This is a genomic window from Streptomyces sp. NPDC004134 (genome assembly GCF_042874195.1).
Classification (GTDB): Bacteria; Actinomycetota; Actinomycetes; order Streptomycetales; family Streptomycetaceae; genus Streptomyces.
The window spans coordinates 113,896-128,864 of the sequence record NZ_JBIAMS010000019.1; the positions used below are offsets into that span (position 1 = coordinate 113,896).

Below are 14,969 nucleotides of genomic sequence, written 5' to 3' on the forward strand. Positions count from 1 at the left end.
GGCACGGACCGGGCAGGGCGTGAGGCCCGACCGGATTATTTTTCCGACCTGTTGACGAAAATCTTGGAGCGTTCGCATGCTGTGCGCCAGGACAGGTCCCGGGGCCGCCGGAGCGAGCGGCACGACGAGGGAGGACGAGAGAAGATGACCCACTCGGCGAGCGGTTCGTCCATCGGCCGGCGGTCCCTGCTGGCCGGCGCCGGCTCCGTGGGAGCGGCGGCGGCGCTGGCGCCCGTACCGGCGTCCGCGGCAACTCCCCCCGGCACGGCCCCGGCCGCGGGCGGGGGCGGAGGCGCGGGCGGGGGCGGCGCCTCGGGGAACTGGCCCGACCCCGAGCCGTACGGGCTCGCCGACACCCGCGCCGACCTGTGGCCGCGCGACGACAACTCCTTCGTGCTGCCGCTGGAGTTGCGCCCCCGCGACGAGGAGCGCGGCGTGGTGTGGATGCGCGACACGTACGTCAACTGCTTCTCCGTCGAAGGCCGTCCGCTGTACGTCGCCACCGGCACCACCCGCGTCCCCGGGCTGGAGACCGCGAGCCCGTGGAACGACGGGATCTTCGTCTGGACGGCCCGCTCCCTGCGCGGCCCCTGGAAGCTGGCGGACACCACCGGCATCCGGCCGGACGCGGAGAAGGGCAAGGTGTGGTCGCCGGAGTTCGCCGGCGAGAACCGGCCGGGGCGCACCGTCGTCGCGCCGTGGCAGGAGTACTGGCACGACGACATGTTCGGCAAGCGCGCCAACGCCTGGGCGCCGGAGGTGCACTACTTCCGCGGGCGCTGGTACATCGTGGCGTGCATGGGCGACCACTCGCGGCTGGTCGGCTCGTTCATGCTGGTGAGCGAGGGCGGGGTGGAGGGTCCTTACCGGCTGGTGGAGGGCAATCTCGCCAAGCCCTTCGGCGACCCGGTCAGGGGCGGCCCGGCGTTCATCGAGCCGGGCGCGTACCACCACATCGACGGCAGCCTCTACGGCGAGGGGGACGACGCCTGGCTGGTCCTCCACAACGACCTGTACGCGAAGTTCCGCGACGACATGGAGGACATCGTCCCGGCGACCGGCCTGCCGCGCTTCGAGCAGCAGCGCTACTCGCCCGAGCCGTATCTGGAGGGCGCCTACGTCTTCAAGCACCGCGGGAAGTACTTCCTGCTGCACGCCGCGTGGGACCGGGCCTCGCTCGACGCGTACGGCAGCACGCGGCACGCGTACGAGCCGGGCGGCGCCGGCCGGGTGCAGTACCAGTACGACGCGGTGGTGGCGGTGGCCGACCGCTTCGAGGGCCCGTACTCCAGGCGCTGGACCGCGGGCGTGGGCGCCGGGCACAACAACTTCTTCGCCGACGCGGACGGTGGGCTGTGGGCGACGTTCTTCCGCAACCCCAACTTCGGCTACTGGGCCGACCCCGCCCGCATCGCCGACGCCGCCGTCCCCGGCGTCGTGCGCCTGGAGTGGACCGGCGGCCGCGACGGGCGCATCTACGTGCAGCGCCGCCGGGGGCGTACGGCCGCGGACTGACCGCACTCCCCCGCTCCCGCCCGGCCCGCGGGTGATCGCCGCCAGGGGGCCCGACGCGCGGCGGACCGGTGGCAGACTGGCACCGGTCCGCCGAAGGAGCCCGCAGTGTCGATGATCAAAACCCTCCGCCACGCCGTGCGCAGGGCACCCCGGCGCACCGTGGACCTGAGCCACCACGCCCGCTCGCCGCTCGGCAGCGCGGTGGTGAACTGCGTGTCGTACCTGGACGGCGCCCGGCTCCAGCAGGGGAACTGCCCGGCCGCCGAGGCGCTGCGGCAGGTGCGCAGGCGCGGGCACGGCTTCGTGTGGATCGGGCTGCACGAGCCGCGGCAGGAGGAGTTCGCCGGGCTCGCGGACCTCTTCGGGCTGCATCCGCTGGCGGTGGAGGACGCGGTGCACGCGCACCAGCGGCCCAAGGTCGAGCAGTACGACGACACGCTCTTCGCGGTCTTCAAGACCGTGCGGTACGTGGAGCACGCGGAGCTGACCGCGACCAGCGAGGTCGTCGACACCGGCGAGCTGATGGTCTTCGCGGGACCCGACTTCGTGATCACCATCAGGCACGGGCCGCACGGCTCGCTGGGCCCGCTGCGCGAGGCGCTGGAGGCGGCGCCCGAGCAGCTCGCCCAGGGCCCGGCGGCGGTGCTGCACGCGATAGCCGACCACGTCGTCGACGACTACCTCGCGGTGACCGACGCGGTACAGCGCGACATCGACGACGTGGAGTCCGCCGTCTTCAGCGAGCACGCCCGCAGCGGCGACGCGGGCCGGATCTACCAGCTCAAGCGCGAGCTGCTGGAGCTGCGCCGGGCCGTCGCCCCGCTGGACCGGCCGCTCCAGCGCCTCGCCACCCGTCCCATACCGCACATCGCGCCGGGGATCCGGGCCTACTTCCGGGACGTGGCCGACCACCTGCAGCGGATCACCGACCAGATCACGTCGTACGACGCGCTGCTGGACTCCATCCTCCAGGCGCACCTGGCGCAGGTGACCGTGGCGCAGAACGAGGACATGCGAAAGATCACGGCGTGGGCGGCGATCATCGCGATCCCGACCATGGTGTGCGGGGTGTACGGGATGAACTTCGACCACATGCCGGGGCTGCAGTCGGTCTACGGGTATCCGGCGACGCTGCTGGTCATCGCGGTGGCCTGTTACGTGGTGCACCGGGGGTTCCGGCGCAACGGCTGGCTCTGAGGCCCCGTAGCACAGCCCTGGGACAGGTGTCCGGATCCGGCGGGCGTCCGCCACTCCGATCCGTTACGGAGTTGGCGTCCTTCTTGACTTAGAATCTGTCCACCGTAGGATCGGAGTCGGCGACAGCCACAGGAAACAGGAAGACCTCGTACGGCAGGAGACGAAGACTCCGACATGCGCGTACGCCGCCGTTTCGAACCGCACGGCTGCCCGGAGCCCGGTTCGAGGGTCGCGTCCAGGCGTAAACCGGCCACACCGCACGGTTCACGCCCGGCTGCCCCGGCGCTTCCGCACTTCCTCCGCCCCGCGGCCCCCGAGCACCGCACCCTCAACCGCATGGTCCGGAAGGATTTTCATGGCCGACAAGCCTGAAGCACACGTCACCGACACCAACCCGGAGGGGGCGGCAGGCTGCCCCGTCGCGCACGGCCGCGCCCCGCACCCGACCCAGGGCGGCGGCAACCGCCAGTGGTGGCCCGAGCGCCTCAACGTGAAGATCCTCGCCAAGAACCAGCCCGCCTCCAACCCCCTCGGCGAGGACTTCGACTACGCCGAGGCGTTCCGCGGCCTGGACCTGGCCGCGGTCAAGCGGGACATCGCCGAGGTGCTCACCACCTCGCAGGACTGGTGGCCGGCGGACTTCGGGAACTACGGCCCGCTGATCATCCGGATGGCGTGGCACAGCGCCGGTACGTACCGCATCCACGACGGCCGCGGCGGCGCCGGCTCCGGCCAGCAGCGCTTCGCCCCGCTGAACAGCTGGCCGGACAACGGCAACCTCGACAAGGCCCGCCGGCTGCTGTGGCCGGTGAAGCAGAAGTACGGCCAGAGCCTGTCCTGGGCCGACCTCATGATCCTCTCCGGCAACGTCGCGCTGGAGTCGATGGGCTTCGCCACCTTCGGCTTCGCCGGCGGCCGCGCCGACGTCTGGGAGGCCGAGGAGGACGTCTACTGGGGCCCCGAGACCGAGTGGCTCGGCGACAGCCGCTACAGCGGCGACCGCGAGCTGGAGAACCCGCTCGGCGCCGTGCAGATGGGCCTCATCTACGTCAACCCCGAGGGCCCCAACGGCAACCCCGACCCGATCGCCGCGGCCCGCGACATCCGCGAGACCTTCCGCCGGATGGCGATGAACGACGAGGAGACCGTCGCCCTCATCGCCGGCGGCCACACCTTCGGCAAGACCCACGGCAACGGCCCCGCCGACGCCGTCGGCCCCGCCCCCGAGGGCGCCCCGATCGAGGCCATGGGCCTGGGGTGGATCAGCAGCCACGCCAGCGGCAAGGGCGGCGACGCGATCACCAGCGGCCTCGAGGGCATCTGGACCGACACCCCCACCACCTGGGACAACAGCTTCTTCGAGATCCTCTTCGGCTACGAGTGGGAGCTGTTCAAGAGCCCCGCGGGCGCCCACCAGTGGCGGCCGAAGGACGGCGCCGGCTCGGACACCGTTCCCGACGCCCACGACCCGTCGAAGCGGCACGCCCCGACGATGCTGACGACGGACCTGTCGCTGCGCGTCGACCCGTCGTACGAGCAGATCTCGCGGCGCTTCAAGGACAACCCGGCGGAGTTCGCGGACGCCTTCGCCCGCGCCTGGTTCAAGCTCACCCACCGCGACATGGGCCCGAAGGTGCGCTACCTCGGCCCGGAGGTGCCGGCCGAGAACCTGATCTGGCAGGACCCGCTGCCGGAGGTCGCGCACGAGCTGGTCGACGCGGCGGACGTCGCGGCGCTGAAGGCCGCGGTGCTGGAGTCGGGCCTGTCGGTCTCCGAGCTGGTCTCGACGGCGTGGGCGTCGGCGTCGACGTACCGCGACAGCGACAAGCGCGGCGGCGCCAACGGCGCCCGCATCCGGCTGCAGCCGCAGATCGGCTGGGAGGTCAACGAGCCCGACCGGCTGGCGCGGGTGCTGCGCACGCTGGAGGGCGTGCAGGAGGAGTTCAACGCGGCGCAGTCCGGCGGCAAGCGGATCTCGCTCGCCGACCTGATCGTCCTCGCCGGCGCCGCGGGCGTCGAGAAGGCGGCCAGGGACGGCGGCGTCGAGGTCCAGGTCCCGTTCGCCCCGGGCCGTGCCGACGCCACCGAGGAGCAGACGGACACCGAGTCCTTCGCCGCGCTGGAGCCGGCCGCGGACGGCTTCCGCAACTACCTGGGCAAGGACACCCGGCTGCCGGCCGAGTACCTGCTGCTCGACCGCGCCAACCTCCTCGGGCTGACCGCCCCGGAGACGACCGCCCTCGTCGGCGGCCTGCGCGTGCTGGGCGCCAACCACCAGCAGTCCGCGCAGGGCGCGCTCACCGAGGCCCCGGGCACGCTGACGAACGACTTCTTCGTCAACCTGCTCGACCTGGACACCACGTGGACGTCGGCCAACGGCGACGGCCAGCTCTTCGAGGGCCGCGACCCGGCCACCGGCGAGGTCAAGTGGACGGGCACCCGGGCGGACCTGGTGTTCGGCTCGAACTCGGAGCTGCGCGCGGTGGCGGAGGTGTACGCGAGCGACGACGCCAAGGAGAAGTTCGTGCACGACTTCGTCGCGGCGTGGGACAAGGTCATGATGCTGGACCGCTTCGACCTGAGCTGAGTCCGGTCCGATCCCGATCCGACCCGTCCGGGCCGGCTCCCCTCCTCGTGAGGGGGCCGGCCCGGCGGCATTCGGGGCCAGGGGAGTTCGGCGAGGCCGAGAGCCGGGGTCCCGGCCGGGCGGAGGCGTTACGCGGCCATCGTCACCGACGTCCGGGCGAGGGCCGGGGTGCGGCGGCGGTCGCGGCGGGTACGGCGGGTGCGGCGGTCGTCGGCGAAGACGACGGCGCGGAGGACCGCGAAGCGGCCTATGCCCGCCAGGGCCGACGCGGAGAGGTAGACGGCCTGTTCGGTGACGACCGAGGGGTCCGGCTGTGCCTCGTGCAGCGCCAGCAGCGCGGCGGTGGTGAAGACGTAGCAGACGGCGACCGTCAGCGCCGACTGGAGGTGGACGCGCCAGCCGCCCCGCTCGCTGCGGAACGACACCCGGCCGTGCAGCTCGGTGGCCAGCAGCGTCGAGACCACGGTGATCAGCGCGTTGGCGACCATCATCGGCATGGCGCCGTCGAGGAGCACGAGCGCGCCGCTGGAGGCCAGTCCGACGCCGCCCCCGCAGGCCACGAACCGGGCGAAGGCCGCGACGGCCGGGCGGCTGGGGAGCTGGATCACGGTGTCCTCCGAGGTCGGTGCGCACCGCCGTTGCGATGACACCCTCGAAGTTACGGATCATCCGGGCCCGGCACGATCCGGGTTCCCCCCGGCCTTGGTAGGGGTTACCCCCCCTCCGCCCCTGAGGGCTGGCCTCCCCCTGCGGTAGCGGTCAGCGCCACCGCACCCACCGCCCCCGGCCCCGAACACCCCTTCCTGCCAGCGCAGTTCCCCCGTCTCGTCCTGGAACGTCCCGGTCGGACCGGCCGCGCCGAGGGTCGCCGGCCGTACGACGGTCCGCGCGCTTCACCGCCCGGGCGGCCGGGGTCCGGCTGCGGCGGGCGGTGCGGCGGAGGGGGTCAGTGGACGACGTCGAAGACGTTCTTCTGGATGCCGTTGGCGTACGCCTCGGCGGAGACCAGCTTGAGCTTCTGGGTGTCCTTCGAGGTGTCGCTGTACAGGCGCTTGCCCGCGCCGAGCAGCAGCGGGAAGACCAGCAGGTGGTAGCGGTCGATGAGGCCCGCGTCCGCGAGGCTGTGGTTGAGGGTCGCGCTGCCGTGGACGCTGATCGGCCCGCCCTCCGTCTCCTTCAGGGCGGCGACGTCGTCGAGGGAGCGCAGGATGGTGATGTCGCCCCAGTCGGTGACGAGGTCGTCCTCGGCGAGGGTGGTGGAGACGACGTACTTCGGCAGCACCTTGTATCTGGCGAACTCCTCCATCCCCGGCCACACCGGGCTGAACGCCTCGTAGCTGACCCGGCCCATCATCAGCGCGCCGGCTTCCTCCTGCTCCTCGCCCTTCATCGCGTACGCCTCGGGGAGGAACTCGACCTCCTTGAAGGTCCAGCCCGAGTTGCGGTAGCCGGGCTCGCCGCCCGGGGCCTCCATGACGCCGTCGAGGGAGACGAACGCGGTGCTGATGAGAGTACGCATGGTCGGTGGCTCCTGATCCGGTGATGGCTGCGGCGGGGTGGCCCCGCGCCGCTTGCGGTCATCCTTTACGACGGCCCTGACACCCGGAAGTCATCGCTCGCCGCACGCTTGCCTTCCGCCCCGGCCTCAGTAGCGCAGCACCGCCGCGATGCGGTCGTGGTCCGCGAGGGCGTCGTCGGGGACGAACGTGACCTCGGCGCCGGTGTCGAGGGCCTGCTCGACGATCTCGTCCACGATGTCGTGGCGGGCCTGCGGGTCGTCGTCCTCGGCCGGGACCAGGTGGTCGTCGTCGGCCGAGCGCACGGTGATGCGGTAGTTCTCCTCCACGACCAGGCGGTGCACGCGGCCGTCGGCGACCTTCGACCAGACCTCGTCCACCCCGCCCGCGAACGCCCGGCGGCCCCGGGCGTCGTCCAGGGCGGCGATGGCCGCGGCGGCGTGCTGGCGCGCCTGGGTCTCCAGGGCCGGGGCGACGGTACGGGCGACCGCGTCCGGCGGGCCCTGGGCCAGGCCGCCGTGGGGGATGTGGACGGCGGTGGCCGAGGCGGTGCCGGTGTCGGCGAGGAGCGCGAGGGCGGCGTCCGCGCCGGTGGCGTAGAGGGGCCGGGGGTCCCTGGCGAGGACCGTGTGCAGCGCGGCGTCGGCGTCGCGCAGGAAGATGCGGACCTCCTCGTCGCGGAACGTGCTGGGCGTGTCCCCGATCTGCTCCTCGCGCTCCACGTCCGGGTTGTCCAGGGTCCTGGTCATCGGGAAGCCGTCGGCCGTGGCCTCGGTGATCCGCTCGCCCGAGCCGCTCCACAGGGTGACGCGGTCGGCGGCCAGGGACAGCACCCAGTACGGGCGCTGCGCCGCGTAGGCCGCGACCAGGTTGCGGGTGAGGAACGAGTCGGCGAGCACGACCCGTTCGGGCACGGCGCGCGGGAGGGCGAAGACGTGGTGCTCGGCCACGGTGGCGAAGATGACGAGGCCGTCGAGCGCCAGGGAGAGATCGGTCTCCTGGACTGCCGCGTCGAGTTGCGCGCGGATCTCCTCGCGGGCCGCGCGGGTCACTCCGGGGTCGCGGTCGAGCTGCCGCTCGGCCTCGGCGAGGACGTTGCGCAGCCGTACGGAGTCCTCCGCGTTGCGGGGCGCCCGCCGGTGCGTGGGCAGGGTGAGCGACACGGCGGGGTACGGGCGCCGCTCGCGCAGTTCCGCGAGCGCCGTGGGGGTGAGCGAGGTGTCCATCGTGCCTCTCCAGGTCCTTCGGCCGTCGGTGCGGCGGGGGTCAGGGCCGGTCAGGGCCGGTTCGGGGCTCGGGGTCGGAGCGTGGGGGTCGGTGCCGGGTCAGGAGCGCTCACCCGCGCCGCGTACGACGGCGACCGGGCAGTGCGCGTGCTGCAGGAGCGCGTGGCTGACCGAGCCGAGGAGCAGCCCGGCGAAGCCGCCGTGGCCGCGGGCGCCGGTGACGAGGAGGCCGGCGTCCTTGCTGGCCTCGATGAGCAGTTCGCGGGCCGAGCCCTCGACGGCGGTACGTTCGACGCGTACGTCCGGATACGACTTCTCGGCACCCGCCAGCGCCTCGGCGAGCACCCGGTCGCCCGCCGCGGCCTTCCCCTCCGGGGCGGCCCCGGCCGGCTCGTCCCGGCGCGGCGAGAACGCGGTCCAGGCGCTCCCCACGTGCAGCGCGACGAGCCCGGTGCGCCGCCTGGCCGCCTCGGCGAAGGCGAACTCCACGGCGGCGGCCCCGGCCGGCGAGCCGTCGACCGCCAGCAGCACGGGACCGCGCGGGCCCGCGCCGCCGACGCGTACGACGAGCACGGGGCAGTGGCCGTACGCGGACAGATGGACCGCCGTCGAGCCCACGAGCAGCCGGGCGAACGCGCCGAGGCCGCGGCCCGCGACCACCGCCAACTGCGCCGTCTTCGACTCCTTGACCAGGACCTCCATGGCCTCGCCGGTCACGACGGCCCCGTGGACCTTGACGCGGGGCTCCGAGGTGCGGGCGTGCGCCACGGCGTCTTCGACGACCTTCTCGGCCTCCTTGCGCAGCGCGGTGTCCCCCGGGAGCATCGCGGCGGCGCCGGGGTAGGCGCCGAAGGCCGGCCAGAGGAACGCGTGCACGACCCGCAGGGGGCACCCGCGCAGCTTCGCCTCGCGCGCGGCGGCCGCGACCGCGTCGAGGCCCGCCGCGGAGCCGTCCACGCCCACGACGACCGGCGCAGTCTCCATCCCGCCACTCTCCGTTCCCGCGCGCCACACGCCTCCCGCGGGCCGCACACCAGGGGTACTGACCCGAGCCTGTGCCACCCGCGCCGGACACACCAGCGCTGCGCCCGCAGTCGGGTGACCCCCCGGGAGGGCCCGCCGGCGCGACCAGGACCGGGAGGAGCCGGCCGCGGGGACCGGGGAGTGCGGTGCCGGTGATCCGTGACGACCGCTACGGGGCCGCGTTCATCAGGTCCAGGGCGCTCTGCTGGCGGGCCGCGTCGGTCTTGTCCAGTGGGCCGTACCAGCGCAGGCCGTACTGGTCGAGCGCGTTGCGGTCGGAGGCGTGGGCGCGGTCCGCCTGGCGTTCGAGGTAGGCGGTGTACGGGTGGCCGGGCAGGGCGGCGTTGAGCTTGCCCAGGCCGCGGACGTGGGCGCCCTTGAAGGAAGGGCCGTCCGCGCCGCAGTCGCCCGACTCGCAGGGGTCGCGCAGGATGCCGTCCGCGGTGTGCAGCGACGGCGCCGTGGTCGCGGCGTCGGCGAGGCGGCGGGCGGTGGTCAGGAGGGCGTCCTCGCCGGTGGCGCGGTGGAGTTCGGTGAGGGCGCCGAGCAGCACGCCCTGGTTGTACGACCAGACCGGCTGGCCGTTGTTGCGGCAGGTGCCCAGGTCGATGCCGTCGTTGACCAGGGAGGAGCCGTTGATCATGCCGGTGCCCTGGAACCAGGTCCAGCCGTCGCGCGCCCGCTTCAGATACGCGGTGTCGCCCGCGATGCGGTTGTGCAGGGCCGCGTTGAGGTGGATGTAGAGGGAGTTGGAGATGGCGTTCTTGTACGTCTTCGCCTGGCTCCACCACACGCCGCCGCCGCAGCGGCCGTCCCAGTACGCGGCCATGTGGTCGGCGTCGGCGCGGGCGGTGTCGAGGTAGCGGCGGTCGCCGGTCAGGTCGTACGCGGCGATCCAGGCCAGGCCCCACCAGCCGGTGTCGTCGATGTAGTCGTTGCGGAACTGGCCCTGGTGGGCGCCGAGCTGGCGGTCGTAGGTGTGCGCGACGGCGTACTCGTAGCTGCGCATGCCGCTGACGCGGATGTTGTCGATGACGGCGGTGAGGGCGTTGGCGGAGTTCCACCAGCCGGTGGTGGCGAAGAGGCCGGTGCCCTGGTCGTAGAAGGACATCTGCGCGGTGGCGGCGGCGGTTCTGCGGTCCCAGGCGTTCCAGGTGCTGCGGGCCCACGGGGTGCAGGCGATGTCGGGGCGGTCGGCGGCCTTGCCGCAGGCGCGCAGGGCGCCGACGCCGCGGTTCGCCCAGTCGTCGACGTTGTACATGCCGGTGCGCCAGCCGCGCTGGCCGACCGGGACGGCGGTGTTGCCGAGCCGGCTGCCGGAGGCCCAGGTGCGGCCACCGTCGAAGGAGCGGTCGAGCCAGACCTCGTCGCCTGGGCTGCCGTTGCCGATCGTCGCCCAGCCCATGGCGCTGTCGTCGTCCACGTGCAGCGCGAGGGTGCGGGAGAAGAGGGTGGCGGTGACCGCGGTGCGGTCGCGGGCGGCCTGGGCGGGGTCGCGGGCATCGCAGTAAACGTTGCAGATCCGGGCGGGTTCGGGCGCGGCGGATGCGGGTTGCGCCGCGGATGTGGGGGCGGGGACGGCGGCCAGGGAGCCGGCGGCGAGCGCGGCCGCCGCCGTCAGCGTCGCTAAGCGCTTCATATGCACCACAGTGACCGGATGTCATGTTTACGTCAATGACTTCGGCCCCGGGTCTGGACGGCGCGCCCGGGTGGTGGTGTCGTACGACATGAGCCTCATCTTTATAACGTTGTAGAGCCGGAGGAACCCCCGTGCCCACTCCCCCACACCCCCCGCGCCCACCACGAGCACGCCGGTTACGCGGCCGGCCGCGCGCGGCCGCCGCCGTCTTCGCCCTCGTCGCAGCCCTCCTCGGTACGGGCCTCAGCGCCGCGCCCGCCGCCACCGGGGACCGGTCCGCTGGGGACCGGGCCGCAGCCGACTGGACCCCCAAGCCCTCGCCCATGACCACCCCCTGGACCGGCGACGTCCCCGTCGACGCCCCGCTGCCCGAGTACCCCCGCCCCCAGCTCACCCGCCCCGACTGGGCCAACCTCAACGGCATCTGGGACTTCGCCGTCACCGGCCGCGACGCCGGGCCGCCGGCCGCGTACGACCAGCAGATCCGCGTCCCGTTCGCCGCCGAGTCCGCGCTCTCCGGCGTCCAGCGCCGCATCACCGAGAACGACAAGCTCTGGTACCAGCGCACCTTCACCGTCCCCGCCGGCTGGTCGGGACGCCGCGTCGTGCTCAACTTCGGCGGCTCGGACTGGGAGACGACCGTCCTGGTCAACGGCCGTGCGGCCGGCGCGCCGCACCGCGGCGGCTTCGACGCCTTCAGCCGGGACATCACCGACCTGCTGACCGCCGGCACCAACACCCTCACCGTCTCGGTGTACGACCCGACCGAGGCCGGTGGCCAGGCGGTCGGCAAGCAGCGCCGCGACCACGACATCGTGCCGCACCCCGGCGGCGGCATCTTCTACACCGCCGCCTCCGGCATCTGGCAGACCGTCTGGCTGGAGCCGGTCGCGCCCGCGCACGTCACCCGGCTCGACCTGGTGCCGGACCTCGGCGACGACTCCCTCGACGTCACCGTCCACGGCGCCGGCCTCGCCGGCCACACCGCGCGCGTCACCGTCCGCGACGGCGGCACCGTCGTCGGCACCGCCACCGGGCCGGCCGGCGGTGCGTTCTCCGTCCGCGTCCCCGACCCGCGGCTGTGGTCTCCCGACGATCCGTTCCTCTACGACGTACGCGCCGAACTCCTCGCCGCCGACGGCACCCCGGTCGACACCGTCGGCAGCTACGCCGGCATGCGCTCCGTGGGCCTCGCCGAGGTCGGCGGCGTGCAGCGGCCCGTGCTCAACGGCGAGTTCGTCTTCCAGACCGGCACCCTCGACCAGGGCTACTGGCCCGACGGCATCTACACCGCCCCCACCGACGAGGCGCTCAAGTACGACCTCCAGGCGATGAAGAACCTCGGCTTCAACATGGTCCGCAAGCACATCAAGGTCGAGCCGCAGCGCTGGTTCTACTGGGCCGACCGGCTCGGCCTGCTGGTCTGGCAGGACATGCCGTCGATGGCCACCGGCAAGACCCCGGACGCCGCGGCCCGCGTGCAGTGGGAGGCGGAGTACGACGCCGTGATCGACCAGCACCTCAGCTCGCCCGCGCTGGTGACCTGGGTGAACCAGAACGAGGGCTGGGGGCAGTACGACCAGGCCAGGATCGCCGACGAGGTCAAGGCCCGCGACCCCTCCCGGCTGGTCGACAACATGAGCGGGGTCAACTGCTGCGGCTCCGTCGACGGCGGCAACGGCGACCTCGTCGACAACCACGTCTACGTCGGCCCCGGCAACACCGCGCCCGAGGCGGACCGCGCCGCCGTCCTCGGCGAGTACGGCGGCCTGGGCTACAAGGTCCCCGGCCACGAGTGGTACCCCGGCGGCGGCTTCAGCTACGAGGACCAGCCGAGCCCGGCGGCGCTGAACGACCGCCTCACGGGGCTCCTCGACGACCTGCGCGAGCACTCCCTGCCCGCCGGCCTGTCGGCCTCCGTCTACACCGAGACCACCGACCTGGAGAACGAGGCCAACGGGCTGCTCACGTACGACAGGCAGGTGACGAAGGTCGACGCCGCCCGCGTCCGGGCGGCCAACGAGGCGCTGATCGCCGCCTCCCGCGACCCCGCGGCACCGGTGACGCTGCCCGTGGGCGCGTACGTCTCGCTGCGCGTGACCACCCCCGGCCACACCGACCGCTACCTGCGCCACACCGACGCCCTCGCCACCACCGAAGTCGTCACCGCGGCCAGCGGCGACCTGCTCAAGCGGGACGCCACCTGGAAGGTCGTACGCGGCCTCGGCAACCCGCGCTGCTACTCCTTCGAGTCCCGCAACTACCCCGGCGAGTACCTGCGCCACCGGGAGTTCCGGGTGCGCCGCGAGGCGGGCGACGGGGTGCTGTTCCGCGAGGACGCCACGTTCTGCCCGGCACCCGGCAGCGGCGGGGTGCGGCTCTCGTCCGCGAACTTCCCGGGCAGCTTCGTCCGCCACATCGGCTCCGAGGTGTGGCTGGCCCGGCAGGGCGCGGGCCACCCCTGGGACGACCCGGCCACCTTCACCGAGGACACCACCTGGTCCGTGGCCGCACCCTGGGCACCGTAGGGCGGAGCCGCCGCAAGGCGGGGCCGGCCGGGGAGCCCCCCGGCCGGCACGCCGGCGGGCCGGCCGCGGTCAGGCGATCTTCATCGTCGCCATCATGCCCATCGCGGAGTGGTCGAGCATGTGGCAGTGGTAGACGTACGAGCCCCGGTGGGTGTCGAACGTCGCCTGGACCCTGACCGTCTCGTTCGGGCGCAGGTTGACGGTGTCCTTCAGCCCCGCCTCGCCCGGGCCCGGCGCCTGGCCGTTGCGCTCCAGGACGCGGAACTGGACGAGGTGCATGTGGAAGTTGTGCCACGCGATCTGGTTGAGGTTCCTGATCGTCCAGATCTCGCTGGCGCCGAAGCGGATCTGCTGGTCCACCCGGGCCGGGTCGTACAGCTTCTCGTCCATGTACGCCTGCGGGTTCGGCCGGCCGTCCTCGTCCATCCGCAGGGTGACGGTGCGCTCGGCGGTCGGCTGCGGCAGCGGCGGCAGCTCGCGCAGCACGTCCGGGACGCGGCTGCTGTCCTTCGCGGTCCTGACGATGTCGAAGCGCAGCACCTGGCCGACGAGTTCCGGGCTGCCGAAGCCGCCGGTGTTCTTCAGCACGACGCTGCTGCCGACCGGGTAGCGGGAGAAGTCGATGACGACGTCGGCGCGCTCGGCGGCGGACAGCGGAATGGCGGTGGTGCGGTGCGGGCGCGGCAGCAGCCCGCCGTCGGAGCCGATCTGGATCATCTCGCCGCCGTCCTCCAGCCCCAGCTCCATGAAGCGCTGGTTGGAGCAGTTGAGCAGCCGGATGCGGTACTTGCGGGCGGCGACCTGGACGTACGGGTACGCCTTGCCGTTGGCGATCATCGTGGACCGCTGCCGGTCGCCCATCGTGTAGTGCAGTCCCGTCGCGTCCACGTTGGCGTCGCGGATGGCGATGGGCAGGTCGTACTGCCCGGTGGGCAGCGGCAGCGCCTCCTCGACCTCGTCGGTGATGAGGTACTGGCCGGCCAGCCCGCGGTAGACGTTCTCGGACTCGATGTGGTGGGCGTGGTCGTGGTACCAGAGCGAGGCGTGCGGCTGGGTGTTGGGGTAGTAGTACGTACGGTCCGCGCCCGGGGCGATGGTCTCCATCGGCTGGCCGTCGTGCTGCGGGTCCACCTCCCCGCCGTGCAGGTGCACCGACGCGGGCACGTCGAGCCGGTTGCGCTGCTGGATGACGACGGGCCGGCCGCGGCGCGCCCTGATCAGCGGGCCGGGGAAGCTCCCGTTGAAGGTGAGCACCTGGGACTGGACGCCGGGCAGTATCTCCGCGGTCCCCGGCTGCATCGTCATGACGTAGACGTCGACGCCGCCGCCCGACGACACCGGCGACAGCACCGTGGGCCGTGGCATGGGCTGGGTGAAGGGCGTGACCGCGGGCGCGGCGTTCGCCGCCCGCGCTGCGCCGGCGGGCTCGGCCCCGGCCGGTGTGGTCACCAGCGGGACCAACGCCGCCCCGGTCACCCCCGTGCACGCCGTTGCCATACCCGCAGCGAGCACCCTGCGCCGACTCACCATGAATATTGCCTCCATCGAACTGTGAACTGTGTGCGCCCCGGATCGCCGGATCGCCACGGCGCTGTGGCGGACGGGAATCGGGGGCGCGGGAGGGATGAGGGTCGTGGCGTCCAGACGGTTCCGAGGCCGTGTCACCCGGGCCGTGGACAGTCCGTGCGGTCACCGGTGCGGGCCGGGTCCGGGAGCCTTTGGGCCCGGCCCGCAACG

At 73.1% G+C, this 14,969-nt stretch carries 11 protein-coding genes; 5 read left to right on the forward strand and 6 right to left on the reverse strand.

Annotation, left to right across the window (positions count from 1 at the left end):
* Positions 1–144 precede the first annotated feature (144 nt).
* From ACFYVJ_RS23335 to katG, 3 genes are all read left to right on the forward strand, one after another.
* Entirely contained in the window at positions 145–1,515 is a 1,371-nt protein-coding gene (locus ACFYVJ_RS23335; protein ID WP_388894546.1) for a family 43 glycosylhydrolase, read from the forward strand.
* 111 nt (positions 1,516–1,626) lie between these two features.
* Entirely contained in the window at positions 1,627–2,712 is a 1,086-nt protein-coding gene (locus ACFYVJ_RS23340) for a magnesium and cobalt transport protein CorA (RefSeq protein WP_388894699.1), read from the forward strand.
* A gap of 355 nt (positions 2,713–3,067) precedes the next feature.
* On the forward strand, positions 3,068–5,299 hold the full coding sequence (katG, locus tag ACFYVJ_RS23345) for a catalase/peroxidase HPI (RefSeq protein WP_388894549.1): 2,232 nt from the start codon (positions 3,068–3,070) through the stop codon (positions 5,297–5,299).
* A 128-nt stretch (positions 5,300–5,427) separates the two neighbouring features.
* Here the strand turns inward: katG and ACFYVJ_RS23350 are convergent, their stop codons facing one another.
* The 5 genes from ACFYVJ_RS23350 to ACFYVJ_RS23370 form a co-directional block, all read right to left on the reverse strand.
* The gene (locus ACFYVJ_RS23350; protein ID WP_388894552.1) at positions 5,428–5,907 is read right to left on the reverse strand and encodes a GtrA family protein; all 480 of its coding nucleotides are present in this window, start codon (positions 5,905–5,907) and stop codon (positions 5,428–5,430) included.
* A gap of 338 nt (positions 5,908–6,245) precedes the next feature.
* Positions 6,246–6,818, reverse strand: coding sequence for a dihydrofolate reductase family protein (locus ACFYVJ_RS23355; RefSeq protein WP_388894555.1), 573 nt, complete (start codon positions 6,816–6,818; stop codon positions 6,246–6,248).
* Positions 6,819–6,944: 126 nt separating this feature from the next.
* On the reverse strand, positions 6,945–8,042 hold the full coding sequence (locus tag ACFYVJ_RS23360; RefSeq protein WP_388894559.1) for a chemotaxis protein: 1,098 nt from the start codon (positions 8,040–8,042) through the stop codon (positions 6,945–6,947).
* Between the two features lie 99 nt (positions 8,043–8,141).
* Positions 8,142–9,026 (reverse strand): universal stress protein, encoded by an 885-nt coding sequence (locus ACFYVJ_RS23365; protein WP_388894562.1) that lies wholly within the window; start codon positions 9,024–9,026, stop codon positions 8,142–8,144.
* A gap of 208 nt (positions 9,027–9,234) precedes the next feature.
* On the reverse strand, positions 9,235–10,704 hold the full coding sequence (locus tag ACFYVJ_RS23370) for a glycoside hydrolase family 76 protein (RefSeq protein ID WP_388894565.1): 1,470 nt from the start codon (positions 10,702–10,704) through the stop codon (positions 9,235–9,237).
* Positions 10,705–10,835: 131 nt separating this feature from the next.
* Here ACFYVJ_RS23370 and ACFYVJ_RS23375 point away from each other — a divergent pair, with 131 nt between their 5' ends.
* Positions 10,836–13,232: an AbfB domain-containing protein gene (locus ACFYVJ_RS23375; RefSeq protein ID WP_388894568.1), complete on the forward strand. Its 2,397-nt coding sequence runs from the start codon at positions 10,836–10,838 to the stop codon at positions 13,230–13,232.
* A gap of 69 nt (positions 13,233–13,301) precedes the next feature.
* Here ACFYVJ_RS23375 and ACFYVJ_RS23380 read toward each other — a convergent pair whose 3' ends face one another.
* Positions 13,302–14,597, reverse strand: coding sequence for a multicopper oxidase family protein (locus ACFYVJ_RS23380; protein WP_388894572.1), 1,296 nt, complete (start codon positions 14,595–14,597; stop codon positions 13,302–13,304).
* Here ACFYVJ_RS23380 and ACFYVJ_RS23385 point away from each other — a divergent pair.
* Positions 14,596–14,787, forward strand: coding sequence for a hypothetical protein (locus ACFYVJ_RS23385; protein ID WP_388894575.1), 192 nt, complete (start codon positions 14,596–14,598; stop codon positions 14,785–14,787). The two genes, ACFYVJ_RS23380 and ACFYVJ_RS23385, sit on opposite strands and share 2 nt — an antisense overlap.
* Positions 14,788–14,969 lie beyond the last annotated feature (182 nt).